The organism is Kitasatospora sp. Xyl93 (genome assembly GCF_055383135.1).
In genome coordinates this window covers 8708691-8732510 of sequence record NZ_AP029185.1, presented here as the reverse complement: position 1 = coordinate 8732510, position 23820 = coordinate 8708691, and the positions used below count along the sequence as shown (strand labels likewise).

At 68.9% G+C, this 23820-nt stretch carries 23 protein-coding genes; 6 read left to right on the top strand and 17 right to left on the bottom strand.

Features of this window, described 5'->3' with window-relative positions:
- Window positions 1-207: 207 nt before the first annotated feature.
- The 4 genes from ACZ5GH_RS38020 to ACZ5GH_RS38005 form a co-directional block, all read right to left on the bottom strand.
- On the bottom strand, window positions 208-834 hold the full coding sequence (locus ACZ5GH_RS38020) for a Fic family protein (RefSeq protein WP_464336706.1): 627 nt from the start codon (window positions 832-834) through the stop codon (window positions 208-210).
- Window positions 827-1660 carry a hypothetical protein gene (locus tag ACZ5GH_RS38015; protein WP_464336705.1) on the bottom strand — a complete coding sequence of 278 codons (834 nt, stop codon included), beginning with the start codon at window positions 1658-1660 and terminating at the stop codon, window positions 827-829. Before ACZ5GH_RS38015 ends, ACZ5GH_RS38020 begins: the two co-directional genes overlap by 8 nt.
- Window positions 1661-1968: 308 nt before the next feature.
- The gene (locus ACZ5GH_RS38010) at window positions 1969-3153 is read right to left on the bottom strand and encodes a competence protein CoiA (RefSeq protein WP_464336704.1); all 1185 of its coding nucleotides are present in this window, start codon (window positions 3151-3153) and stop codon (window positions 1969-1971) included.
- 207 nt (window positions 3154-3360) lie between these two features.
- On the bottom strand, window positions 3361-3657 hold the full coding sequence (locus ACZ5GH_RS38005; RefSeq protein ID WP_464336703.1) for a hypothetical protein: 297 nt from the start codon (window positions 3655-3657) through the stop codon (window positions 3361-3363).
- A gap of 875 nt (window positions 3658-4532) precedes the next feature.
- On the opposite strand from ACZ5GH_RS38005, the gene ACZ5GH_RS38000 reads away from it, so the two are divergent.
- Window positions 4533-5090, top strand: coding sequence for a hypothetical protein (locus ACZ5GH_RS38000; protein ID WP_464336702.1), 558 nt, complete (start codon window positions 4533-4535; stop codon window positions 5088-5090).
- Between the two features lie 63 nt (window positions 5091-5153).
- Here the strand turns inward: ACZ5GH_RS38000 and ACZ5GH_RS37995 are convergent, their stop codons facing one another.
- The 5 genes from ACZ5GH_RS37995 to ACZ5GH_RS37975 all read right to left on the bottom strand — a co-directional run bounded on the left by ACZ5GH_RS37995 (window position 5154) and on the right by ACZ5GH_RS37975 (window position 9455).
- The gene (locus tag ACZ5GH_RS37995; protein WP_464336701.1) at window positions 5154-5492 is read right to left on the bottom strand and encodes a hypothetical protein; all 339 of its coding nucleotides are present in this window, start codon (window positions 5490-5492) and stop codon (window positions 5154-5156) included.
- On the bottom strand, window positions 5489-5824 hold the full coding sequence (locus ACZ5GH_RS37990; RefSeq protein WP_464336700.1) for a hypothetical protein: 336 nt from the start codon (window positions 5822-5824) through the stop codon (window positions 5489-5491). Before ACZ5GH_RS37990 ends, ACZ5GH_RS37995 begins: the two co-directional genes overlap by 4 nt.
- 153 nt (window positions 5825-5977) lie before the next feature.
- Window positions 5978-6196: a hypothetical protein gene (locus tag ACZ5GH_RS37985; protein ID WP_464336699.1), complete on the bottom strand. Its 219-nt coding sequence runs from the start codon at window positions 6194-6196 to the stop codon at window positions 5978-5980.
- Window positions 6197-6830: 634 nt separating this feature from the next.
- On the bottom strand, window positions 6831-7202 hold the full coding sequence (locus ACZ5GH_RS37980; RefSeq protein WP_464336698.1) for a hypothetical protein: 372 nt from the start codon (window positions 7200-7202) through the stop codon (window positions 6831-6833).
- 90 nt (window positions 7203-7292) lie between these two features.
- Window positions 7293-9455: a cell wall-binding repeat-containing protein gene (locus ACZ5GH_RS37975; RefSeq protein ID WP_464336697.1), complete on the bottom strand. Its 2163-nt coding sequence runs from the start codon at window positions 9453-9455 to the stop codon at window positions 7293-7295.
- 428 nt (window positions 9456-9883) lie between these two features.
- On the opposite strand from ACZ5GH_RS37975, the gene ACZ5GH_RS37970 reads away from it, so the two are divergent.
- Window positions 9884-11830 (top strand): hypothetical protein, encoded by a 1947-nt coding sequence (locus tag ACZ5GH_RS37970; RefSeq protein ID WP_464336696.1) that lies wholly within the window; start codon window positions 9884-9886, stop codon window positions 11828-11830.
- A 424-nt stretch (window positions 11831-12254) separates the two neighbouring features.
- Here ACZ5GH_RS37970 and ACZ5GH_RS37965 read toward each other — a convergent pair whose 3' ends face one another.
- The 3 genes from ACZ5GH_RS37965 to ACZ5GH_RS37955 all read right to left on the bottom strand — a co-directional run bounded on the left by ACZ5GH_RS37965 (window position 12255) and on the right by ACZ5GH_RS37955 (window position 14925).
- On the bottom strand, window positions 12255-12809 hold the full coding sequence (locus tag ACZ5GH_RS37965; RefSeq protein WP_464336695.1) for a hypothetical protein: 555 nt from the start codon (window positions 12807-12809) through the stop codon (window positions 12255-12257).
- A 173-nt stretch (window positions 12810-12982) separates the two neighbouring features.
- Window positions 12983-13762 (bottom strand): IS21-like element helper ATPase IstB, encoded by a 780-nt coding sequence (gene istB / locus ACZ5GH_RS37960; RefSeq protein ID WP_464336943.1) that lies wholly within the window; start codon window positions 13760-13762, stop codon window positions 12983-12985.
- A gap of 65 nt (window positions 13763-13827) precedes the next feature.
- Window positions 13828-14925 carry a Mu transposase domain-containing protein gene (locus ACZ5GH_RS37955; protein ID WP_464336694.1) on the bottom strand — a complete coding sequence of 366 codons (1098 nt, stop codon included), beginning with the start codon at window positions 14923-14925 and terminating at the stop codon, window positions 13828-13830.
- A 147-nt stretch (window positions 14926-15072) separates the two neighbouring features.
- Here ACZ5GH_RS37955 and ACZ5GH_RS37950 point away from each other — a divergent pair, with 147 nt between their 5' ends.
- Window positions 15073-15399, top strand: a complete 327-nt coding sequence (locus ACZ5GH_RS37950) for a hypothetical protein (protein WP_387760194.1) — start codon at window positions 15073-15075, stop codon at window positions 15397-15399.
- Window positions 15400-15403: 4 nt separating this feature from the next.
- Here the strand turns inward: ACZ5GH_RS37950 and ACZ5GH_RS37945 are convergent, their stop codons facing one another.
- From ACZ5GH_RS37945 to ACZ5GH_RS37935, 3 genes are read right to left on the bottom strand one after another with little or no spacing between them, the layout of a single operon-like run.
- On the bottom strand, window positions 15404-17752 hold the full coding sequence (locus ACZ5GH_RS37945) for a tyrosine-type recombinase/integrase (protein WP_464336693.1): 2349 nt from the start codon (window positions 17750-17752) through the stop codon (window positions 15404-15406).
- Window positions 17752-18984 (bottom strand): tyrosine-type recombinase/integrase, encoded by a 1233-nt coding sequence (locus ACZ5GH_RS37940; RefSeq protein ID WP_387760191.1) that lies wholly within the window; start codon window positions 18982-18984, stop codon window positions 17752-17754. The genes ACZ5GH_RS37945 and ACZ5GH_RS37940 overlap by 1 nt, the downstream gene beginning before the upstream one ends.
- 47 nt (window positions 18985-19031) lie before the next feature.
- A complete protein-coding gene (locus ACZ5GH_RS37935; RefSeq protein ID WP_464336692.1) occupies window positions 19032-19601 on the bottom strand; it encodes a hypothetical protein in 570 nt (189 codons plus the stop codon).
- A gap of 488 nt (window positions 19602-20089) precedes the next feature.
- Between ACZ5GH_RS37935 and ACZ5GH_RS37930 the strand changes: the two genes are divergently transcribed.
- The 3 genes from ACZ5GH_RS37930 to ACZ5GH_RS37920 all read left to right on the top strand — a co-directional run bounded on the left by ACZ5GH_RS37930 (window position 20090) and on the right by ACZ5GH_RS37920 (window position 22316).
- Window positions 20090-20392 carry a hypothetical protein gene (locus tag ACZ5GH_RS37930; protein WP_464336691.1) on the top strand — a complete coding sequence of 101 codons (303 nt, stop codon included), beginning with the start codon at window positions 20090-20092 and terminating at the stop codon, window positions 20390-20392.
- Window positions 20385-20669 carry a hypothetical protein gene (locus tag ACZ5GH_RS37925; protein ID WP_464336690.1) on the top strand — a complete coding sequence of 95 codons (285 nt, stop codon included), beginning with the start codon at window positions 20385-20387 and terminating at the stop codon, window positions 20667-20669. Before ACZ5GH_RS37930 ends, ACZ5GH_RS37925 begins: the two co-directional genes overlap by 8 nt.
- A gap of 717 nt (window positions 20670-21386) precedes the next feature.
- The gene (locus ACZ5GH_RS37920) at window positions 21387-22316 is read left to right on the top strand and encodes a hypothetical protein (protein ID WP_464336689.1); all 930 of its coding nucleotides are present in this window, start codon (window positions 21387-21389) and stop codon (window positions 22314-22316) included.
- On the opposite strand, the gene ACZ5GH_RS37915 is transcribed toward ACZ5GH_RS37920, so the two are convergent.
- On the bottom strand, window positions 22306-22845 hold the full coding sequence (locus ACZ5GH_RS37915) for a hypothetical protein (RefSeq protein ID WP_464336688.1): 540 nt from the start codon (window positions 22843-22845) through the stop codon (window positions 22306-22308). The genes ACZ5GH_RS37920 and ACZ5GH_RS37915 overlap by 11 nt on opposite strands.
- Before the next feature lie 397 nt (window positions 22846-23242).
- A complete protein-coding gene (locus tag ACZ5GH_RS37910) occupies window positions 23243-23695 on the bottom strand; it encodes a hypothetical protein (RefSeq protein ID WP_464336687.1) in 453 nt (150 codons plus the stop codon).
- Window positions 23696-23820: the final 125 nt, after the last annotated feature.

The following is a 23820-nucleotide window of genomic DNA, read 5'->3' as shown; positions in this document are numbered from 1 at the left end:
AACCGCGCCGATCCCGACGCCGTCCTCCTCGCCGACCCCGACCACCCAGAGACCGGGTCCGTGGCGAGGGGATTTGCCTGGGCAGCGCGGGGCGAGCCTCGACGGTGGATGGCCTCTGTGCTGCTGGCGCCGGCGCCGCCCGCGGCCGCGTCCTTGGCTCTATACGTGAGTTGTGGTTCTGGCTCAACTTCCGGCAGGAGCCTTCTCTCACCTGTTTGCCCGGCGCTGAGTGGCGCGGATCAGTACGGAAACCAGAGTGGCCAGGTCGAGGGCGCCCTCCGGGTCGTCCGCGTAGCGGGTCGTCTGCAGCGGCCCCACTTCGTCCAGGCGTACTCCTTCCGTCTCCAGGACGTGGGCGAGAACCAGTAGCGCCAGACGGGCGTTGCCGTCCGGGTAGGGGTGGAAGAAGGCGATGTCGAGGTACGCCCGGGCCGCGCGGGCTGGCAGGGGGACCGACGGGTCGGTGCTCTGCTGCAGGCAGCCGGCGAAGTCCTCCCAGGTGTGGGGCGTGATCCCGTATCGTTCCCGGCCGTCCTTGGCGAATGCGTCGCTCTGGCGCAGGCGCACCTCGTTCACCCCGAGGACCAGCTTCTGCCAGCCGGAGAGAAGGGCCGGGGTGAGCGGCTCTCCCTGTGAGGCCGCAGCGCGGGACAGGGCCATCGCGGCGAGCAGCCGGTTGGCGCGGTCCGGGTCGCGGAGGCGGACCGGACCGTTGAACCAGGCGGCGAGTCCGTCGACGGCCGGCCGCACCGGTGCCGGAGGCACACTCGCGGCCGAGGACCAGCAGACCTGCTCCCTGACCTCGCACCACGTGGCCAGCGCGTCATCACTCACGGTAGAACCCGCGGCCGGTCAGGCGAATCGCCAGGTCCTCTCCCACCCTGTCGACCAGGGTCGGGGCCGGCGCGACGTGGCTCTTGAACCGGCCACCTATCGCGTCTTCCACCGCCTTCTGCGCCTCTTCCTGTCCCAGTCCGGTGGAGGTGAGGAACCAGGTCAGCGTCGTCTCGCAGATCCCGTACCAGGACGACTCGGCGTGGGTGCTGTTGACGACCGCGGTGACCAGGCGGGTCGCCGCGCGCTCCAGGTGCCAGCTGCGGTCCTCGGCGTCCGCGCCGTTAGGCGGTGCGAGCTGCTCGAACCGCTCGGCCATGTCCTCCAGCCAGTCACGCCACTCCAGCAGACAGGTCACGACGCGTTCGGCGGTCTCCTCCGCTTCCCCGACCGAGTGCGAATCGCAGCACCAGGTCTCGACGGGACCGCCGTGGTGGTTCGAATGGTCCCAGCCGCAGGCCCACCGGCCGTAACGGGACACCAGAAGAACGGTGACCTCGTCGATGAATCGAAACCCCGCCATCCGCTCGGCACCGATGGGAGGCACCATCGGAACGAGCAGGGCCGTCAGCCGCGCCGCCTCATCGTCGTCCCAGTCGAAAGCGTTCCGGTCGGGGTCAGCCGCGGACCACGGCAGGTCCCAGGCTCGTTCGCGGTTGATGGACGTGGCGTACCTCCGAGGTGGGACATGACGGAACAACTGACCGATCATGCCGACCGGGTCGAGACCTGTCACCCCAATTTGTTGGCCACCGACCTGCGTCCCCTGCTGCCCGGCTGCCTTCACCCAGCCGGGCACATTCACGTAGGGCTCGTGGTCACCCACTGCGCCCGAAGCGAGCACGGCGACGCGATGCCACCGACCAGAACGGTCAGGATGTGGGGAAGCGCAGGACGTTGTCGGGCAGCCGCGCCTGCCGCTCAGCGTTGCGCAAGCGATTGGCAAGGACCGATCCGGCGAGCGCACGGCGCGTGCTGCCGGGGCTGGCCGGCGATGTGTATGGGGACCAGGCCTACGGGTCCGGGCGTGCGCATGGGGACACGGTATCGGCATGGGCGCGGTGCAGGTAGGCGCGGTGGGCGGCCGGCCGGGACCGGCCGCTGCCCGGCGGTGCCGCCCGAGGCCGGGGCGCTTCACATGGTGGTGGGGTCGGGCTGCGTCGACAGGTTGACGACGCGGGTTCCGGCCGGGGCTTGGTCGACGACGGCACGGTGCTCGGTGGCGCCGGCGGTCAGGACCACCAGCCCGGCCAGCTCGCCCCGGCCCGCGCGGTGGACGGCGGGCCGGAGAACGGCGTACGGGCGGCCGGCGGCGTACACCGGAAGGCCGCCGGCCCACCGTGGTTCCGTGATTTCTTCGTGGCCCAGGCGCGCGGGCCGGCCGCTGTCGGCCCGAACCCACCGGGCGGCCGCGGCCTCCAGCCGGAAGCGCCGCCCCATCGGCATGGTGGCCCGCCAATCCTGACCTGCGGTCGGTTCGCTCCACCCTTCCTGGCGTCGCCGGCGCCGCCGCTGCTCCTCGGCGGCCCGCTTCGCCTGCTGTTCGTGGTCGGCTGCGGCGTGGATCTGGGCCCGCTCGATGTAGCGCGGTGCGGTCCACAGCACCCGGTGGTCGTCGTTGTCGGCGGGCAGCCGGTGAGGGACGATCCGGTCGCCGAGCACCCAGGCGACGACGTCGTCCAGGGGCGCGCTGACCATCTCCCACCGACCGTGGCCGTGCGGACAGCGGCATTTCTTGCGGCACGGCACGACGGTGAAGCGGCCGACACCGCCGTGCACGCTCCAGCTCCCGGTGTCCGCCGGGCCCCGGGCCGAGACCACGACCGTGGGTGCCGCGCCCACCCATCCCCGAGGGGACAGCGCCACCCAGCACACGGCGACGCCGGCCCCAGCGTAGCGATCGGTGCGCTCGCGGAGTTCGTCGCGGGTGATCGGGGAGAGCTGTGCTTCCCAGGCCATACGACGGGCGCCGTCGGCGGAGGAGGCCGTCACGTCGGCGCGCCAACTACCGTCCGGTGCGCGGACCTCCAGCTCGGCGTACCAGCCGGCGGCTCGGATGGCGTGCGCGAGCTGCAGTTTGGTGAGGTGGTGCTCCATGCTCTCCTGCGCCAGCGCGCAGGTCGGGGAGCCGCGGTCGTGGGAGAAGAACCGCATCCCCGTGGGCGAGACCTTGGCGTGCACCCCGTGGCCGCACTCCGGACACCCGAGCGGGACCCGTGGCCGTGCCCGGTGGACCGCTGGCCACGTCCAGCCGCAGCCCAGGTCGTCCCGGGTCGCGTCCAGGCGGCCCCGCTGCGCGTGCACGGCGGTGAACGTCACCGCTCCCCCTCTCCCCCGACGGCCCCCCGGCCGCCATCCTCCCCGTCCCCTCCCTGCCCGAACCGCGAACCGGGGCGGCCGGACCGCTCGGGGGTTCGGCCGGCCGCTCCTCCACGGTGCGGCCGCCGGGGCCGGGCCGCAGTCCGGGCTACGCCAAGGCGGTGCCGCGGAGAACCAGCCCGGTGCGCGGGCGGCGGGGGGCGGGGTTCAGCGGCCGAGGCCGGTGGCGGTGGCCGCACCGCCGCGCCGGACGACGGCCGCCATCGCCCGGTGGGCCCCTTCGGCGTCGGTCGCGGTGGCGGCGGGCACCGGGGACCCCTCCACGGTGTACCACTCGTCGGCACCGTCGTACTGGACGGTGAACAGCGCTTGGCGGCCGTCCCAGTCGGTGCGCAGCGTGAGGTCGCCGGTGATGACGCCGACCTCGGCGGTCATCACGCCGCCCGGGCCGGCCGGGATGCCCTCGGTCAGCAGCGGCCCGCCGGCGGCGTCGGGGGTGGTCATGATCCCGCCGGGCAGGTGTCGAGCATCGGGCCCAGGGCCGCCTTCTCCGGTTCGGTGACGGTCAGCTGGTAGTGGCTCTTCACGCTGATCCAGGCCTTCGCGTAGTGGCACCAGGCGGCCTTGGACGGCGGCTTCCACTGGTCGGGGCGTTTGGTCCCCCTTCGCCCTGTTGGAGGCCGCGGAGACCGCGAGGAGCTGGGGGCGGGTCAGGTCGTTGGCGAAGGCCTTGCGCTGGTCGTCCGTCCAGCTGTCCGCTCCGACTGGCGGGGTGCGTTATTCCGAACGTGCATATTCCGGCAAGCAGCAAACGGCCAGGCGTCCGCTGCTGCAGCAGGGCCTCGCCTGTGCTGTCCGTCACCGTGGTTAAGGTGACGGCATGGCACAGACGCTTCCGCTCCTGATCACTGAGGCGGCGGTACTGTCCGCTGTCGGCGCCGGGCTCCGGCACTACACGCTCGGCCCGGCGCTCATCGCTACAGGAACGGACGCCACTGTCGTCATTCTCATACCCGGAGACGACCCGAAGACCGGCGTGCAGAACTCCAGCAGGATCCTCCTGTGCGGGGAGAAGGTGCCGGACCTGCGCTCACGGTTGGGCTCCTGCGATGCCCCGCCCACTCAGCTGTTCGCACGACTTGAGCAGGGATACCTCCCTCTTGGCACCGCACTCCGCCGGGGGACATCTTGGGGATGCGACGGCTTCAACCACATCGAGTTGGAGTTCGACCAGCCACTGAGCCGAGCTGCGCTGGACGCGGTCAGACCGGTCCGGGCCATCGGTCCGGGCCCTGGAGTCGTTCGCCCTCGGCTGGTTCCCTGCCGGTCAGGTGGAAGCATCTGGGAGCGACGGGGCGGGAGCGCGGGGTGACCTGCCGGTGGCGCTGGCCGCGTTCCACCGTCTGGCACGTCTGCGCCCGGCCCTCCGGTTGTTCCACGACCCGGTCCTGGAACAGCCGGAGCCTGCCAGCGGACCGCTCGGGGACAGACTGGTCTTCGCGCGGTGGGCGCAGGGCTACCGGGACTGGTCCATCCCGTGGCCGCTGCGGGAGCAGGACGGATCCGATCCCGTCGTGTGGGAGACCGAAGACCCCCAGAACGCCGCCTACCAGGAGACGACCGTCGATCAGGAACCGCTCAGCCGATTCCTTCTGAAGTTCACCCTCTTTGAGGCCTTGATCGCCGCCCCGTACCACGCCCAGACCTACGGCCTGCCGGCCGCGAGCCTGGAGCCGCTGCTGAGCACGCTGCGGCCGGTGCCGCTGAGCCCGTTCCTGCCGGCCTACGACGCCGCGAGGTTCTTCGTCGCCCCCGGCCTGATCACGGCGGTCAGCACCGACGGGACTACTGCGGGAATCCGCTTCGCCGCGCTCCACCGCGGAACCCTGACGGCACTTCTCGACTACGGCTTCCGCTGGTTCCACTTCGACGGCTGAACCCGGAACCACGACCCGGGCAACCCCGGCCCGCCTGAAGACTCGACGGGCCGGCCGTCGCCGCTACGCGCAGGTGTCGAGCATCTCGGTCAACGCCGTCTTCTCCGGCTCGGTGACGGACAGCCGTAGACGTGCTTGATGTCGGTCCAGGCACGGGAGTAGGTGCAACCAGTACGACCGCAGCGGCGGCCGCCAGGCGTCGGGACCCTTGTCGCCCTTGGCCCTGTTACTGGCAGCGGAGACCGCGACCAGCTGGGAGTGGGTCAGGTCGTTGGCGAACGCCTTGCGCTTGTCGGTGCTCCAGGTGTCGACACCCGACCTCCACGAAGCGGCGAGCGGAACCAGATGGTCGATGTCGAGGGCCGTGGCGTCGGTGAAGACCTTGCCGTCGTAGACGCTCACGCACGGCCAGCCACCGCCCGGCACTGGTCGTCCTGGGCGACGTCCTGGCCGTCGCGGGCGAGGACGACCTCGCGGGTGTCGCACTGCCCGTACTGCCGGATCCAGTGTGGGACCTTCTCCCGACTGTAGCCGTCCATGGAGTGCGGGGCCTCGACGACGAGTTCCTCCAGCTCTGCGCGCACGACGTCGGCCGGAGGCGGTTCGGGCAGCTGCTGGTGCTGGACGGCGGCCACGGGAACAGCCGGTGGTGCTGACGCGGCGGCGGCCAGGATCAGAGCAAGGGCGAGCGCGGCGGCGGTAGCGCCCCGGCGCCACCAGGCAGAAGTGATCATGTAGCAAGGGCTATCGGCCCCGGTGGGGCGGCCGTCGTACCGTCACCCGGTGGTCAGCGCGGCGCCACTCTTGACGCGGGCCTGCAGGCTGCCCAGGGCGGCGGTGTGCCGGGCGGATCGGGTGGTGGAGGACATGGTGTGTCCGCTGCTTGTTCAGTCCCGAAGGTTCTTCGACCAGTCACCCCGAGGGCGATAGGCACGGCTGTCATCGACCTGCGTTGTCCCGCCGGGAACGACGTCCCCGTGGTACGGATACTGTTCGGTCACCGCCGCCAGCAGGAGCTCCAGGAAGCCGCCCTCGAACACGTCCCACTCCCGCATCGAGTGGAACTTGGCGGCCACCGGCCACCGGTCCGGATCCGGGCCCTGCATCAGGCCAGAAGAAGTGGTCGGAATTGTAGTTGTTGCCCCACTTCAGCAGGCCGCCCTCGGCTGGGAACAGAGGATATGGGCATTCCCTGTAGTCCCCGTCCCGGTAGCACTCGGCCAGCCAGGCACAGTATCCGTAGGGCTCCGTCGTGTCGTACAGAAACCCCTCGAAGCCAGACGGCACCGCGGCGTGGGGACTGGGGACTTCCGTCGGTGTGAAGATGTGCAGCTCGTTGCTGATGCTGACAGACCCGTACCGGTCGGCGAACGCCCGGTAGTCCGCGGGCAGCTGGAAGCCGATCGCCGCGGGTGCAAGCTCCCACGGGACCGGGGTCACGCCGTCCGCGGGCGGCGGCCCGATCACACGCCGAGTCGATCCAGCATTTCCTCGATGTCCATGCCCAACCCATCGGTCGCCCGTTCCCGCCGGAGGCTATCCGCCTGCGGTGACACCACAGGCGGTAGGGCCCGGAGTCGAGCCGGAGATCAAGGCATGGCTCGACTCACTACCCGCCAGTGTCACGAAGACAACCGTCGGCGCCGCGTTGGCCGCTCAAGTGCGTCGGTACACAGCAGGGGTTCGGCACCTGTGTGGGTGCCGAACCCCTGCCTCATTTGCGCTGCAGCGCCCCTCGCGTCAAGCCGAAGGTTTTGCGAATGCGGGCTTCACGAGTACGGAGAGAAGAGCCAGCACTGTTGCCGCGAAGAGCGTGAACAGGTGCTCCCCCGACAGCAGACCGTAGCCAAGTAGCACGACCTGCACCGATCCCGCCCCCACCAGGGCATAGGAACTACGGGACGTCTTACTCGGCGACTGCATTGCCCAAAGGCCCCGAGCCGCCCAACCGTTGATCCCGACCATGACGATTCCTACAGAAAGGAACCCATACGGCAGGAAGCGCGGAGTGGGTTCCATCTCATCCTCGAAAGCGATACCGCCCGCAAGCAGCGGCATAGCGATACAGAAGAAGAGGACGATCGCGATCGTCTCAAGCAGAATCAGTGCCATTGCGCCCAGTAGAGCGGCAGTGGAGGAGCGGGTCATCTTGCCTTCCAAGCGTTTCGGCCAGATCGATTGTGAGCCATATCAATTTCGCCCTCAGTATGACAGTGAGTACAAACCTCCGTCTGCCACCGCAATCGCACACCAGGTTCGGATCTGGGCATTGTAGTCCACTGCGGGGCCGTCCTTCATGTGATCCAGCATATGCTGCCCGAAAAACCTACCTGTCGCATTGCTGTGATAGTCCATAGCATGATGCGCATTGGCAGTCTCGTCTGACATGTTGGCTGGCTTCGGGCCCATCTCATGGCGATCGGCGAACCCCTTTGCGGTTTTCGCACCCATCATAAGAGTCATGGCGCCATTCCATGCGCAATGACGGTAGGCGTCGCGCTTCCCGCCGTTACCGTTGCTCCCGGGCCAAATTCCACCATCCTTTCCTTCCTTGTTGGCGTGGTAAATTGCCAACTCGGATGCATCATATGCCTTGGCGCAGATAATCCAGCGACTCGGCCACTTGCAGAAACTCTTCTCGGCCTCATTCATGTATTCATTGCCGCCGTCTAGCGCTGCACCCCTCGATTGCAGCCCGAGATCCACGGGCGTGCCCTCGTGCACCCAGTCCGGGGCAATGCCGAAGCCAGCAAAAGAATCCTCACTGCCCGGCGCCTCGCCGGCTGGCACAATCTCGCCGCTCACAAATGCTTCGGTTGCGGCTTCCTTCGCCTCTTGGGCGACCTCGTCTGGGATCGTTGAAGGGCTACCGAATACAGTGACGTCCTTCACTTTGGCGCTATGGTCCTCAGCAAACCACTGCGGCCCAATTTCCAGGGTCTGGGGTGATGTGAGTAGAACCGGGCTGCCGACCGTCGCCGCGTATGCCCCACCAGCAATGGCGTCGGTCGGGTTTGTCGAACTGGCTACGGAAGCTGCCGAGGCCGACGGGAGGAAGCGGTCCGAAACCAGCGCATTGGTCTCGATGGCATTGGATCCTTGAACCGGGCCAGTGGAACTAGGATAGGAATTCGCTGACGCGGCGCCGACGGTTGTCTTCGTGACACTGGCGGGTAGTGAGTCGAGCCATGCCTTGATCTCCGGCTCGACTCCGGAGCCGAAGCTGTAGACGAGGGCACCGTCGACTGCGGATGCTGCAGTCGCCGCGCTAAGAGCCTCCTGCCATGATTCCGTATAGGTGATCACAACGTGCTTGGGATTCACGATTCCGTCGCGAGCAATCGACAAGGAAACCTGTGCGGCGTTCCCTCCGAGAAACCGCTTGGTCTCATACCCGAGCGCCCGGATTTGCTGCTCTGTAGCATCTGATATCGATCCGGCTCCTCCTGGCAAGAAGACAGTCCTGCCTATTGGCAGAACCCGCTTCAGCTCCGTTGCGACAGCAGCGTCCAGGCCGTTCTGCGGATTGAGCAGCAGCGGTCCTCGCTTGGACTTTGCCAGCGGAATGGCACTGACGGCGTCGTGCCAGGCGTCAAACCTGGCCACCACGGCGGACTCTGCCGCGTTTCCCGTTGCCGAATCCTTCGATCGCCAGTACTTCTTTGAAGCGTTGACGGAGGTCTCGAATGCAGACGAACCGGATACTCGGCTGAGATTCACCGGCTCTGTATAAGCCTCGAAGGGAGATACGCGGAAGGCCTCCGTCCAAAGGGCTTTACCCGTAGTGCCAATCTCTGGCCGAACCATCGCACGTTGGTCCAGCTGCTGCCAGCCGATTTCCTTCACATGCCCGTCGGCCTTGTAGTAGTTGGCGTTATCTCCCCCGAAGGTCATGGCCTCCAGTGTTGGCCCGGCAGCACCGACCGTGCCGAGCAGGAGTTTCGCACCGCTGTCTGCCGCGGGGACCCGGGCGTACTCGGTCCAGCCAACACCGGACCAGTGCGCCCTGAGGTCCAGAACGGCGCCGGCCGGGGCCGCAGCCCAGGACACCTCGACCGCTTCGATCGGCTCGCCGTGTCCGGTCCAGCCCGCGAACCCGTCCGAAGCGTTCGTGACCCAGGGGCTCCAACCAAGGTTTCTCACGTGGGCCCGGTAAGCCAGTGTGCGCCCACCATCGCCAGCCACGAGCCTGGTCGTTGAGATGGCCGCCCGGTCTTCCGCCGTGAGCTTCACGGTGTGCGGCGCGACGGCAGCGGCCGCGCCGGAAGAAGCCTCAGCCCCTCCCGAGCCGACGCAGCCGAGAAGAATAGCGGCGAAGGCGGCCGAGGCCACCGTTCGCCGACTTCCCCCCAGTAAATAATGCACCCTTTGCCCCCTATTTACAGTTTTAGTAAATTTGCATGGGTATCTCTTTGCCTTTGGCGAAGCCTAGCAATTCTCGGATTCGGGAACCATTGCGCCCCCAGAGTGCGCTTCCACCCGATGAGTCGGCGGCCGATTGCCCCCGGGACGGAGCACGGCCTGCCGGTGCGCGTACCCGCCGCGCTGACCTTCACCGCCATGGTCGGCTCGGTCAGCAGCGCCCTGCTGTCCGATCGCCCACGGACTCGACGAAAACCGCATCGAGACCGGTGCGGCCCAGCCGGACTACATCCGACACGAGCCGGCCCGCTGACCGCCACCGCACCACCCAATCGCCTGACACGACGGACAGAGAGTGGAAGCATGATCCGCGACCGGACGGAGACATGTTGGCGGAGCAAGGTTGGGACCGGCGGCGCATCCAGACTGCCGTGATCGGTGACGAGCACAGCGACACCCCCGTCGCCCTGCCACTGGAAGCGATCGAGGTCGACGCCTTCCGGCGCGCCCACCACGGTGACACCTTCTGGTGCGGCGTCCTGCTCGGGGGCTGCGGAAAACAGCTCACCACCAAGCTCTACCTCGACAGGGCCTGTCACTTCGCGCACTACCCGGAACCCGGCGGCCTGCCCACGGTGTGCCGCCGCGCGTCAAGGGGCGTCTCCAGCGCCGACCACCTCTACATCAAGCAGGGCATGGCCCGCTGGCTCGCCCGACGCGGCATCGACATCTCCGCCCAGGTCCCGATCGGCGGCACCGGCACGATCGTGCTCAGCGAACCGGCCACCGGCGCCGACTGGTGGATCCACCTGCCCTCCGCAGCCCGGACGCACGACCGACCCGCCGATGAAACACCGCCGATGCGCACCCTGCTGACCGAGGATCACCCCGCCGACGCGCAACTCCATAAACAGGGCTTCGTCCATCGCATTCGATGTGAAGCGGCGGGCACCGAGCGGCTCGTCAAGGTGGGAACCCAGGTCAGCACAGCGGCCGGTCCCCTGGAGTGGTTCGACCTCGCCGACTGCTCGCTGACCCGCGACGGGCTCGTCACACCGACCCTCGCCCGGCATCGGAACAGAAGGCCGATCGCCAAGACCGGACGCCCAGGGGAACCAGCGCTCGAACCCGAGGCTCACCAACTCATCAAAGCCTTGCGCAAAGCATGCCGCCGGCGCGACGCCGGACAAGCGGAGGAATTGGCCGACCGCGCCTTCCAGTTGTGCCTGCAAGCCGAAGGTGCCACCCGCACGGCCCTGCGCACCGCCGTGGCGGACGCCAAGGCCTGGCTACGCAGCGTGGACCCGGCCATCCGACAGAGGGCCGCCTTCTCCGAACTCAAGCAGCTCACCGAGGCAGGCACGGCCCAGCAGTTGTCCGCTTCCCTGCACAAGGTGATGCGGCTGGCGCCCGCGCCCCGGACCCCGGCCGAGCGCAGCATCCTTCACGCAGCCCGCGCCCGCCTCGCCGACCTCGCCCAGCCCGCCATTAGGACACCCGCGCCCGTACCGCCGGCCGCCCCTCCCCCGGCTGCCGACACCGACCCGGGCGCCCCCGACCAACCGCCTGTCCCGCAGCCCGAACCCGCCAACCCGGCCGGCGACTTCCTACAGTCACCGCCCAAAGCCCGCGCAGCCGACAACCAGGCCGCGACGAGTGCCCGGGGCGACGACGAACCGAACGGTCGCGCCGCCGAACAGCGTGTGCCACGACGCGCGACCGCATCGCAGCGGGCCTTGCTCGAGCCGCAGACGCCCCGGGCACGTGAACGGCGAGAAGCCCTGGCAGCGCTGCGCGCCCGACTCACCGACCTGACCCCAAGCGGCTACGACCTCGACGCCGAACACCTCGGCGCGGCCGTCGCCGAACTCACCCACCTCGCCGAAACCGCCGGTGCCCTGCCGGGCGACGAGGCGCAGGCCGTACGCACCTGGACCAGGCGCCTGGCCGAACTGGAACACACACCGGTTGAAGGGCCGACGGCGCCGAACACCCCCGCCCCACCCAGCCCTGCCCTGGACAGCCACGATCGCCTGCGCGCCCTTGCCCGCACCGTACGGAGCCAGCTCCAGCGGCAGGCCAGAAACCGGAGCATGACGACGCTCTCCGGGCTGCGCAGTTCGGGAGTCGCCCTTCCCCGCCTCGACGACGCCGACCTGCTCGACCTCCTGGTCCTCGTCGACAGGGACACCCCGCCCGACGAGCCGCTGCTCGCCGGGCTGCTCACCACGTCCACGGGGCAGCCGCACCCACTCCTGCCCCGTGTCCTGGAGCGGGCAGGCCGCACGGCGCCCGCGGACGGCGAAGACTTCCGCATGCCGTGGGCTGTCGACGTCCTGCGCCTGTACCAGGTGTGGCGTCACAGGCCCGGCGAGTAGCACCGCATCATGGCCGGTCGCATCACTCCGGTGCGTTGGCCGGCCAGCCTGATTTTGTCGGGTCATATGAGAGCCACTGCTTCGGCGTGAACGGGAGCCGGGGCTAGGCCGTTCTGGTGGTGACGTACTCGACCGTGGCGGGCGTTCTTCGGTGAGTTCGGGAGCCGTTTCGGCGAGATTGGGAGCCACTGATCGGGTGAGCCGACAGGCGTGGGCGGAGTGTCCGTAGGGGCTGGGGTGGGGGCGTCGGTAGCTTGTGGCCGTGGGCCCGGGTCGCCTCCCTGACAAGTCGCGGCCGGGGCTCGCCCTCGGACGTGGTGAAGGGCTGGACCCGTGGGTTCAGCCCTACGTGTCCACGACGGTCGATCGCTGGGCCTGGCTGGTGGTCGCGGCGCGCACCCAGCTCAGCGAAGAGCTGAACTCATCAGCGTGCCGGAGCAGGTGTCTCCGCAAGAACGCCGATGCCGCTCACTCGCATCGACGCCGTCAGTTCGAGCGGACTGATGCCCAGGGCTGTGGCGATCTCGGGGGCCATGTCGAACGCCCGCCACTTCCACTCCTCCTCGGACTCGTCGTTGCGCGCGTTCTCGTGCCAGGCGGGCGGCAGGCCCATCCGCTCCCGCTCGGCCTGTTCCTGCACAAGCGGTTGCCCCAGTGTGAGGAGTCCGTCGTCTACCTCGCCGGTCTCGCAGTACCGCCGCACCACGACCCCGTGCTCTGCGATCAGCCAGGCTGAACCGTCGTTCTGTGTACCGAAGTAGTACGCCTGCGCCACTCCGTAGCGGGAGCTCAGGCCGATACACAGACGCAGCACCTCGTCGCTTCTGTCGCTGTTGCACGGGTCGCACCACGGGCCGATCACCAGAGTCCATCCCTCGATCTCAGGACTCACATAGACCCGGGCCAGTCCATCCGGGTTGTCCTCCGCCTCTCCGTGGCCGTCCTCGTCGATGACGGCCTCGGCCTCGGCGAACGTCACGGGGATGGGTCGGGTGAGGCCCAGGTCCGCAATGACTCCTGCCTGGTCCCCGGTCGGTACGGCGATCCAGTAGAGCCAGCACGTCGACAGTGGCCTTGGCCGGTCGTCCCTCGCGATTCTCACGACCACAGCCTGCCACTCCAAGAGCGGGGGCTCGGCTCAGGGGTTAGATCTCAAGCTCGGTTCGGGGTGGGGAAGAGGGATTCCTGGGTGGCCTGGTAGCGGTAGGACTCGGTGCCGGTCTGGATCAGGGTGCAGCGGAAGGTGATCCGGTCGGCGATGGCCGCGCAGAGGCGGGCGTCGCCGAAGGTCTTGTCCCATTCGGTGAAGGGTGAGTTCGTGGCGACGGCGGTGGCCTTGCGATCCTCGCGCTCGGTGAAGATCTGGAACAGCAGCTTGGCGCCCTTGCGGTCCAGGTTCAGGTAGCCGAACTCGTCCAGGCACAAAAGATCGATCTTGCTGTAGCGGGCGATCACCGAGGACAGGCGGCGGCTCGCGTCGGCCTCGGCGAGCTCGTTCACCAGCGCGCTGGTGGTGGTGTAGCGAACCGACAGGCCGGTCTCGGCGATCGCGGTGCCGATGCCGATCAGCAGGTGGGACTTGCCGGTGCCGGAGTCTCCGATCAGCACCAGCGGCCGGCCCTCGCGGACCCAGGTCGGGGATTTGAGGTCCGCGACGACCTCGGGGGTGACGTTGGGGTTCTTCACGAAGTCGAAATCCTCCAGCCGCTTGGGCCGCGGGAAGCGGGCCAGCCGCAACAGCCGCTGCTGGCGGCGGAGGTCCCGGTCGGCGAGTTCGACCTGCAGCAGGTCCAGCAGGAACTGCTTGTAGGTGGCCTGCTCGCGCCGGGCGGTGCCTGCCAGGTCGATGAACCGCTCGCGGAACGCCGGCAGGCGAAGCTCGCGGCATGCTTCGTCGATGAGCATGTCCTCCGGGTCGCCGGGCAGCGACATCCTGCGGCCGGGGACCTTGCCGGTGTCCTGCTCGTCGTCCTGGTCGGTGACGGTGATGGTGGGCCTCATGCGCCGTGGCCTTTCTGGGTCTGGCTGTCGCGGCTGGCGACCGGGCTCAGCAGCCGGTCGTACTTGCTCATGTCGGGCAGTGCCGGGCGCGGGTCGGGTGGCAGGCGGCGCGCGTGCAGGGAGATCACCTGGGCTCCGGCGGCCGCGGGCGCGACTGCACCGGCCTCGTCGGGGCCGGCCAGGAGCTCGGCGTCGTCCGCGTCGGTGCCTTCCATCGCCTTGCGGGCCTCGATCGCGACCAGGTCGGTGGAGACCGACCCGACCCGCAGGCAGGTCTCCATCGCCGCCACCAATGCCTCCGGCGGGAGCTGGCGGTGCAGCAGCAGCACCTCGATCAGCATCCTGGTGCCCTCGCGGTCACCGGCCTTGGTCTTCGCCGCCGCCCAGAACGCCTCGTGGACCTTGGTGAAGCCGCCCTCCGCGCGGGCCTGCGCGAGCGCGGAGGCCCCGGCGAACGCGCCGGGCTTGACCAGCAGGATCTCCAGGTAGTGGTCCAGGAAGTCGTGGTAGGTGTAACGCCTGGTCAGCCTCGGGTGGCGGGCGACGACCTTGCGCCCGTCGAACACCCACAACTCGTTCGCCCGCAGCTTGACGCGCACCTTGGTGCCGATGAACTTCGCCGGCACCGAGTAGTAGCACTGCCGCACCGTGATCCGGGAGTTCCGTGCGACCGTCGGGCTCAGGTCGATCCCGCAGTCGTAATCGTCCACCGGCAACGGCCGCAGCCGGTCCCGCTCGGCCTCGAAGTCGAACCCGATCGAGGTCGGCCGGCCGTGGATGTGCCGGGCGTCCTCCGCGATGTCGATCGCGGCGAGGCGCTCGTTCAGCTCCGCCAGCGAGTCGACCGCGGGAGGCGGGACCAGGTGCTTTCGGCGGAACCTGCCGCCCTCGTGCTCCACCCCGCCCTTCTCGTGGGCGCCGCCCTCGCCGGGCGCGCAGTAGAACGCCGAGAACTGATACCAGGACTTGAACGACGCCCACCGCGCCGACTCCAGCCGCGAGTGCCCGAACAGCACCTGCTTGACCGCCGGCTTCAAGTTGTCGTACCGGATGTGCACCGACGGCACCCCGCCCAGCACCGTGAACGCTTCCACGTGCCCTTCCAGGAACGCCTCCTGGGACGCGGTCGCATAGACCCTTCTCTGCACTACGAAATGCGCCTGGCATGCGCTGGGCCAGGTACTGTGCGCCGTGTGATCGTCCGATGCATCAAGATCATCAGTCCTGCCAACTTGACGGTTGTGAGCGAGCACCCGGCGATTCGCGTGGGCGAGGAGTATCCGGTCCTCGAAGTGTTCGCCGCCCGGTCGCGGATCCTGTTTCGCCTTCCTGACCGCAGCGCGAGGCGGGACGAGATCGAATCGCCCGGTCTGTGGGACGCCGACATGTTCGAGATCGTGTCCGAGCGGATGCCGACCTGTTGGGTCACTGCACTGAAGGACGGCCGATTGACCCTGGCGCCCCGGGAGTGGCAGCGACCGGGTTTCTGGGAGGACTACTACGATCACGAGCCGGATGCGGTTGCCGAGTACGACCTACTGAAGGCCCGGATCATCGCGGAGGCGTGATCGCCTAACCAAGGGCAGCGACCCCGTCCGCGCCACTGTCGGCTTGGGCTCGCAGGCGTTCGGCCTGCTGTTTCTTGTCGGCGATGTGGCGCAGGCTCTCCTGCAGGCCGGCGACCTCGCCAAGCCACCGCATCCGTTGGGCCTCTCCGAGGCGTTGACGGGTGTTGGCTTCGATCTCCAGGAGTCTGGGTTCCTGGGCAAGGTCGAGGCGGAGCATGGGGCAGCGGATGCAGGCGTGTTCGTGCTGGCAGGGTGTCCCATAAGGGCGGTCGCAGGTACCGAGGGCGACCTTGCGCAGGCTGAAGTGGTCGCGGAAGTCCTGCCACTCGGAGTCGCTGGGCTCGCGGTACTCCTCGTTGGGACGGTGGGTTCGGCGCTGGTCGACGAACTGCCGGTAGTGGCGGATCACCTCTTCGGGATAGACGGCGACGTAGGCCTGGGTGGTGTTGAGATCGAGATGTCCGAGGAGCTTCGCGGCGATATGGATCGGCAGGCCGCCGTTGACCGTCTCGGTCGAGAAGATTCGGCGGAAGTCGTGCGGCGTGAACCTCAGCGGTGTCCCGTCGACGTCGACGATGCCGGCCCGAAGGGCGTGCTCGGTGAGGAGCTCGCGGATCCGGTTGGGGGAGATGACCTGCAGCCGGTGCTGGGAAAGACACTGGAACAGGTGCGGCAGCGGCGGCCCGAAGACCCGCTCGTAGCCGTCGTAGCGGGTCAGCAGCGGCACCCGCTCGCCGGTGCCTTTGATCCGGCGAATGATCCGGGCGAGGACGGCGACCAGGTCCGGGTCGGCGGGGATGACGCGCTCACGGTCGGTCTTGGACGGGCTGATCTGCAGCAGCGGCACCGTCTCGCCGGTCGGCGCCTGGTACTGACGCAGGCTCAGATGGGTGAGCTCCAGGAGTTCCTCGATCCTGGCCCCGGTGCGTCGCAGGACCTCGATGCTCGCCCAGGTCCAGAAGGCGTTGTTCTCCTCGCATTCGGCATCGAACCGGGGACCGGGCTCGTCGACCGGGGCGAGGAACAGGGCAGTGGGGCGCCAGTGGCTGCCGTTGCGCCCGGTGCGGCGATAGCGCGAGCCCTCGACGGTGAACTCGTCGCCCGGCGTCGCGGAGCGGGCTGCCTGCAGCAGGAGCGTGGCGTGCTGCAGCCGGGTCTCCGCAGTGCGGACGAGCTGCGGCAGGACGGGGACCAGGGTGCGGGTGCGCTGCTGCATCCGCGCTTGCCGGTGCCGGCTCTCCTTGATGTAGCCGCGGATGTCGGCCTCGCTGATCGGGCAGGGGGCGGCCCAGGCCGCCCAGCGGGCTGGGTCTTCCATGGCCCACTGCGAGAGGTCCAGGTAGAAGGAGCGGACCGCCAGGAACACGGCGTGGGCCGTGCGGCGCGGTCGCCCGTCAGGCAGGACCCGGACGCGTTGCTTCCATGCCTGGGCGACCTCGTCGGGCAGGTTGAACGAGGAGATCGCAGGCTGGTGGCGTTGCAGGTCGCCCCAGAACAGGTCGGCCAGCATCTGAGCGTGGTTGACCAGGGAGCCGTAGTCCAGGACGGCGGACCGCTCGGCGAGGTAGTGGACGAGCACGTCGCGGACCGCGCGGTTGGTGATCGGGTGGCGGTCGATCAGTTCGGCGGGGGTGAGCTGGCCGCGGGCCTGGGCCTCGCGCAAGGTCGGTGGCGAGTCCTTGAGACCGCCGACGGCGTGAAGGATGTCGTAGGCGAGGGGCAAGGCCGTGACAGTGCGGCCGTTGTCCCGACGGGCCTTGGCGTAGTCGGTGAGGTCTTCCAGGTCGAAGGCCAACAGGTCCTTGCCGGTGACGATGCTCATGCGGCCGAGCACGTTCAGGGCATCGGTCGCGTGCTCGTCGCAGCGCTGTCCGCCGACGCGCTGCGTGAGTTCGGCGAACAGCGCGGGCTGATTGTGACGACGGTAGGCGTCGTAGACGCCCAGGAGGCGGCTGCCGAACAGCCAACCGTAGGAGGGCCGGATCGCCTGGAGGACGATCAAGGTGCCGAGACCGGCGGTGAACCGCGATCGGGTGCCCGCGCTGAGCCCCTGGGGTCCCCAGCCAGGACCCAGTTCGTCGGAACCGCTCAGGAGCCATCGGTCTTGCCAGGTGTCGGCGGGGAATCCCTCCAGCCAGTCGAAGATGCGCGTCAGTGAGAGCTGTTGGCGCCACAGGTTACGGACGGTCGGCTCATTCAGCAGGCCCTCGGCCAGGCGGGCCAGTTCATCGCGACTCGCGGACTCCCGGCCACTGGCACGCGTCGTGGTCCTGGGCTGGGGCAGCACGGTGGTGAGGAGGGCGGGGTCGCGTGGGCTGACCGGGGTGCGGGCGACACGCCCGTGGCGGGCCATCACCGGTTCCCGAAGACGTCGGCGAGGTCGTCCGGGTCGTATGCCCAGCCGGTCAGCGGCCGCGGCGGCGGCTTGGGGCGTGTGTAGTGCTCATGAACCTTGGCGATGACCTCGTCGGTCCTGGGCCGCAGGTAGGTACTGGTCGTGGTGATGCGCCGGTGGCGCATCACCTGCTGGGCGTCGACCAGGGTGATGGCCGGGTCCTCGATCAGGCGCAGACACAGGGTGTGCCGCAGGTCGTGCAGCGTGATGTTCGCCCCGATCCTCGCGTTGATCCGGTTCAGCACCGCCCGCAGGGCCGTGTAGGTCAGCGGGCGTGTCTGCCCGCGTAGGGTCCACCAGACCGGCTCGTGCGGGGCGGGCCGGTGGCCGTCCTGGGCAAGGTCGCCGAGGTAGAGGGCCAGCCAGGCGAAGGCTTCCGGGGAGGCTGGGCATGCCTCCTTCGCGCCGCCCAGGCCCTTGGTCTGCACGTAGATCCGTCCCTCGCCCGGGTGGACGTCGCCGATCGTCATGCCCAGCATCTCGGCGGCCCGAGCGCCGCTGGACAGGAACATGGAGAACAGTGCCCGGTCGCGGTGGCAGCCCAGGGAGGTGAACAGGTCCTCGACGACATCGTCGGGGACGGCGCGGGGTTCGCGGTCGACCTGCTTCTGTCGGTAGGCGCCCCGGCGGTGCAGCCGGAACGGCTCCAGTGGGTTGTGGTGCGCTTCCAGTCGGCGGCCATCACGGGACTGCGGTGGCACCGGGGAGACCACCGGCCCCTGCCCGGTCTGCAGATGGTGGTCGTAGAACGCCGCCAGCACCGACACCGCGTGGTTGATGGTCGCCGGAGCATAGCCCGACTTCAGGTAGGGCTTGCCGGTGCGCGCGTTCAGCGATCCCGGCGCGGGCGCGTCCGGTCGGCGCCGGTCCCGCGCCGGGTTGTGGCACGTCCGCAGCCAAAGGACGAAGTCGCGTACGTCCACGCGCTTCGCGCGGTTCCATTCCACATCCACTGCCGCGAGGAATCGGAACCAGCGCAGCAGGTCAAAGGCATAGGAACGGCAGGAGGCCGGGGTGTTGCCGCAGGCCAGCAGTTCCCGCAGGAACTCGCTCGCCGGCGTGATCGCCCGCCCCGCCCCGTCGAGAACCACCCAGGGCAGCGTCGCAGCACTGGTCGCCTGCACCCTGCCGACTCGGGCCACCACCAGCCCGGTCACCTCGCGTTCGTCCGTCGCCGCAGCGCGATTCATTACGTCTCCGTCTCATCGGGACCATCCCGAACGGAGACTCCTCGCCGTCACCAGGCCAACTCGTAGGACACGCCGGTAGTGCGGTCAACGGGTCGGTGCACTGCCTTGCCCGAGTAGGACAGCCGCAGCGTGAACAACACGCACTTGCGCCGCTGCCCGGCCAGGTCCAGCCAGAAGTCCGCGAAGTCGACCTCCGCCTCCTCGCCCGGCCTCTTCGCCTGCGGCACCATCCCGTCCAGATGCCGGCGTCCCTCCAGCGCCTCCGCGCGAATCTCCGGGCGCCGCTTGGACACGTAGTCCCAGACCGTCGTGGGACGGGCCAGCTCGAAGTCGTGCTCCGCGGCCAGACGCTCGATGATCCGCGGGATCGTGTGCTTCTGCTTCGCCGGAGCGTCCAGGTCCTCGCGCAGCATCGCGTCGATGAAGCCCTTAACCGGCTCCAGCACGCTCTTGCGCGGCGGCGGCGACTTGCGCTTCGGCGGCACCGGAGACTCCAACGCCTTCTTCACCGTGTTCCGCGACACCTTGAACCGCACCGCGAGCTCCCGCCCCGACAGCCCCTGCTCACGCTTGGCCCGGCGGATCCTCTCGAACAGCCACTCACGTGACCTGTGCACCAGCGGTCTCCCTGACCTGGACCGTGATCAACAGGCACAGAGTGACGGCCAGACGGCGCAAGCCCCCGCGATTACTCCGAAAGCGGCATGTTCCACACCATCACACCGACTGGCTCCCAACTCGCCGAAGAACCACCGGCTCCCCAACCGACCGAAGCCCTGGCTCTACTTCACCCCGATAAAAACACACCTGAGGACGAGAAGCGCGCGATCAAGGTCTTTCTCCACCGCGACGACGTCTACGTGCCAGGCCGGCCGCGACCTCCAGTTCCCCTCCGGCGCCCGCTGGTACGACGGCCCCGACGCCGTCCGCGCACGGTGGCGCGCCCTCGTCACCGCCCGCCAGCACCGCTCGCACACCGGCCACCGCTAGAAGAGGGCCGGGTCCCGACCGACATCTCGCAGTCGGTCGGCAGCGACCATGGCGGGCACGGCCCGGAGGCCGACCCAAAGCGGATACGGTGGTGGCGAGAGGCAGGAGGAGCCCGATGAGCGTCCAACCCGTGCACCACCCCCCGCAGCCGCAGCCCCGAGTGCCCCGCACCCCCGACGGCATCGCCGCCGCGCTGCAGGGCGGCCGCCGGATGGAGTTCTACCGCGAGCTCGGCCAAGCCCCCATCGACCAGGCCGAGCAGGTCCTCAACCGTTGGTGGTGCGAAGCGGAGATGGACACCGACCCCGAGCAGGACCGCATCATCGCCGCCGCCCGCACCGGCACCCTGCCCACCGGCACCATGGCCGACATCCTGCGGCTGCGCCGTGACCGCGGCGGGGACATGCCGGGTGAGTAGCGAAGACCCAGACGACCTGTGGCCGGTCCTGCCGTCCGAAGCCGTTCAGGACGCCCTGTCCGATCCCGGCCTGTCGGTCGAGCTGTTCTCCGCGATCGTCGCGCTTACCGTCGCGATCGCCGAGGACCCGTGGCTGCCAGAGAGCAGCGCCCGCGACAGCGCCGGCGACTGGCGCCGGCTTCCGATCCCCCACGGCCGCGGCCTGGTCGAGTACGTCATCGACACACGCACAGCCATGTCGTACGCCTCACCCGCGTCATCCCCCTCTGAGAGCTGACGCAGCCGTCCGGTGACGTACCCCCGCCGCCGGACGCCGCACACACCTCGACCTCTGACACGGGCACCGCCGGCGGGACGCCGTCCTGCAGCAGCGGCCCGGCCTCCTGACACCGCCCGACGGCCGACGTGAGCTGCTCACCCTCGCGCTGGAGGACACCACCGAGGCGGACGTACGGGCCTTCGTCGTCCTTGTCCACAACGCCATCGCGGCGTCGGCCCTGCCCCCAACGGCTCCGAGCCCTCATCCCCGAGGCCGAACTGAAGTGCGTCACCGCCGACGCCGGAGACGCCCGCCGGGCTGGACAGAGGGTGCAGCAGGTCACCGCCTGACCTTCGCGCCTTCCTGGCCCGCCGCGAACTGGACACCGCCTACGACCGCTGACAGGAACTGAACGGCCGCCGCCCCATGTGGCCACGTACCACCGGGTTCCGTCACCGGTACGGCGTCACGGAACAACGGGCGGGCCGGAATCCCGGACACATAGGCGACGCCCCGGCCCACGTCACGGAATCTCTGGTCGAGAAGAGCCCGTTGCGGGGGAACGGCCGGCCGGGGCGGCGCGCGGCCGACGGAACTGTGACTGAGATCCGTATCTTGCGATTGGGATCTGTATCTTGCGGGTGGCCTGTACCCGGCGACCTGGTGGTGTGAGCCGTGACACGTTAGTTGGAACTTGGTCACGGTTGTTGGAACCGGAGTGCTGGTCGGATCCCGATGGGGCGGGGCTGGCGGCGGCCGGCCGGGCACTACGCTGCACGCGTGATCGAGCATTCGAACGTACGTCTCGCCGACCTTCTCGACCGTCGTGCGGACGGGCACGAGCCCGCACCGGAGGCGGTGCTCACCGCGCTGTTCGACGACGGGGTGTTCGTTCCCGTCACCGACACCGGATCGGTGATGTTCCTCCCCGACGACAAGCAGCCGCCCACACTGCTCGGGTTCACCGACGCGGCACTCGGCACGCAACTGCTGGCGGAGGCCGCCGGGATGGTGCACTGCGACGCGGCGCGACTGAGGGACATCCTGGAGAAGACCGGCGTCGCCGTGCTCGGGGTCCGTTCCGGAAAGGGACAGGCGATCTTTCCCGAGCAGGTGCTGCAGGACTGGGCGACCTACGGGTCCGGGGCAGAGATGAAGCTCGACTGGTCCACCGACCCGGTGGCGATCGCCCTGCGCGACGCACTGGCTCGACGGGTCCGCGAGTTCCCCGCCGTCCGCTCGGCGTGGGTGGCACAGGTCCGATGGCGGACCAGCGGCGAGGAACAACTGATGCTGCACGTCGCTGTGGACGAGGACCTGCCCTCGGCTTCCGCCAACCGCCTGATGCAGATCCTGCTCCGCGAGGAGGTGGAGCTCGGCCCGAGGCACTCGCCGGTCGGGATGCTCGCCTTGAACACCACCACCCACGCCGAAACCATCGCCGAGCTCGACCGCCAGGGCCTGGACACTGTGCGTTACGACGCCGAGTCGGGCCAGGTCCAGGTGATCTCCCGGGAGTACGACGACCCGTCTGCGGCCCCGGCGAAGGACGCCGTGGGCGATCGCCGAGCAGGTGCCCACCAGCATCGAAACGGCGAAGCCGCCCTCGCTGGGCGGCCTCGCCGTTCTCCTGCCGCGCTGCGGGTGGCCGGCGTCAGGACGTAGGAGCCGCCTCTTCAGGGGGAGGGAGTAGGCAGGGGGTGACGACCCGCAGGTACATACGGTCAGCGGTACCCGACGTGGACGCCGTCGCTGAGTAGCGGCTGCTGGGATGGAAGGCGTCGACGAGCGCGTCCGGCTTGCCGTCCACGGTTTCGCGGTAGCCCTTCACGGTCAGACCTTCGCCGACCAGCATGTCGCGGACCTTCCTGACCGCCTCCGGGTGCTGGGCACGGGGCACCGTGCTCTTGACGCTGTACATCAGGATGTACCGATCGTCGGGGGCGGTCTCGCCGTTCTTACCGGTACACGGGGTGAAGAGCGCGTCGATGGTCGACGCGTCGGTCTCGATCCCGGCCGTCTGGGCCATGTGCTCGGTGATCTGCTGCGCCCAGGCTTGAGCGTCGGCCTTGGATTTCACGGGCGGTGTGTCACTCCTGTCGGCGGGATGGGCGGACGAGCATCCGCTGAGCACCGCGAGCAGGAGCGCAGCGGCGGTGAACCACCGGGGGGTGCGGGATACGCTGGCAGCCATCGTGCTCCTGAGTCCGGCGGTTGGTCGGACGGGTTGCGGGGTCAGTGCGGGCCCTTGGGAGCGAGCGTCAGCGGGCAGCGCTCGCCACAGCGTCTGCGACTGGCGTCGGCTCCCGATCCCTACGAACGCAGCCTGGCCGAGTTCGTCATCGACACGCCGAGCCACGTCGTATGCCTCGCCCGCCCGCGTCATCACCCTGTGACGCAGCCCTGCGGCTCGGCGGCGACGGCGCACTCTCGTCACCGCTTCCGCCTGTCGAGGGCCGTTGCCGTTGCCATGGGCCAGCTGAGACCTCGGTGCAGTGGCCGCTCACTGGCCCCCGAGTCGGCGCAGGAGCACGGAGGCGGTACCGGACTGGACGGCGGCGTCGATGCGGTTGCCTGCCGAGTTGCGGTACTCAGTGCGAAGCCGGTGACGGGGTGGGAGGCATCAGGCAGGGGGTCCTGACCCGGAAGAGGAGAAGTCCTCCGGTCGTGGTCTCGACCGTGACCATGTACCGGCTCGATTCCTGGGAGGCGTCGAGAACGGTGTCCACCTTGCCGTCGGTGGTCTCCCGGTAGCCATCGATCTTGAAGCCCTGCTGTTCGAGCATTGCGCGAACCTTGCGGACAGCCTCGGGGTGCTGTTCAAGCGGGGCGGAGCTGTAGACCGCGTACGCCAGCTTGTACCGGCCGTCGTTGCGGACCTCGTCGTTCTTACCGACACAGTTGCTGAATTTCGGCTCGGCACTACCCGCGTCGAGGGTGGCGCCGGCGGCCTGCGCCATGTATTCGGTCATGTGCTGCGCCCAGTCCTGGGCGTCCTGGCGGGCCTTGACAGGGATCGGATCGTTGGGACCAGGCGTTGACATGCATCCTCCGAGGATGAGGGGCAGACAGAGTGCGATCGCCGCGGCCCTCAGGCGTCGGGCCTCGAGAGGGCGTACAGCGAATCGTGGCAGGTGGAACGGCACAGTGAGTCCTTGCGGCCGGTACA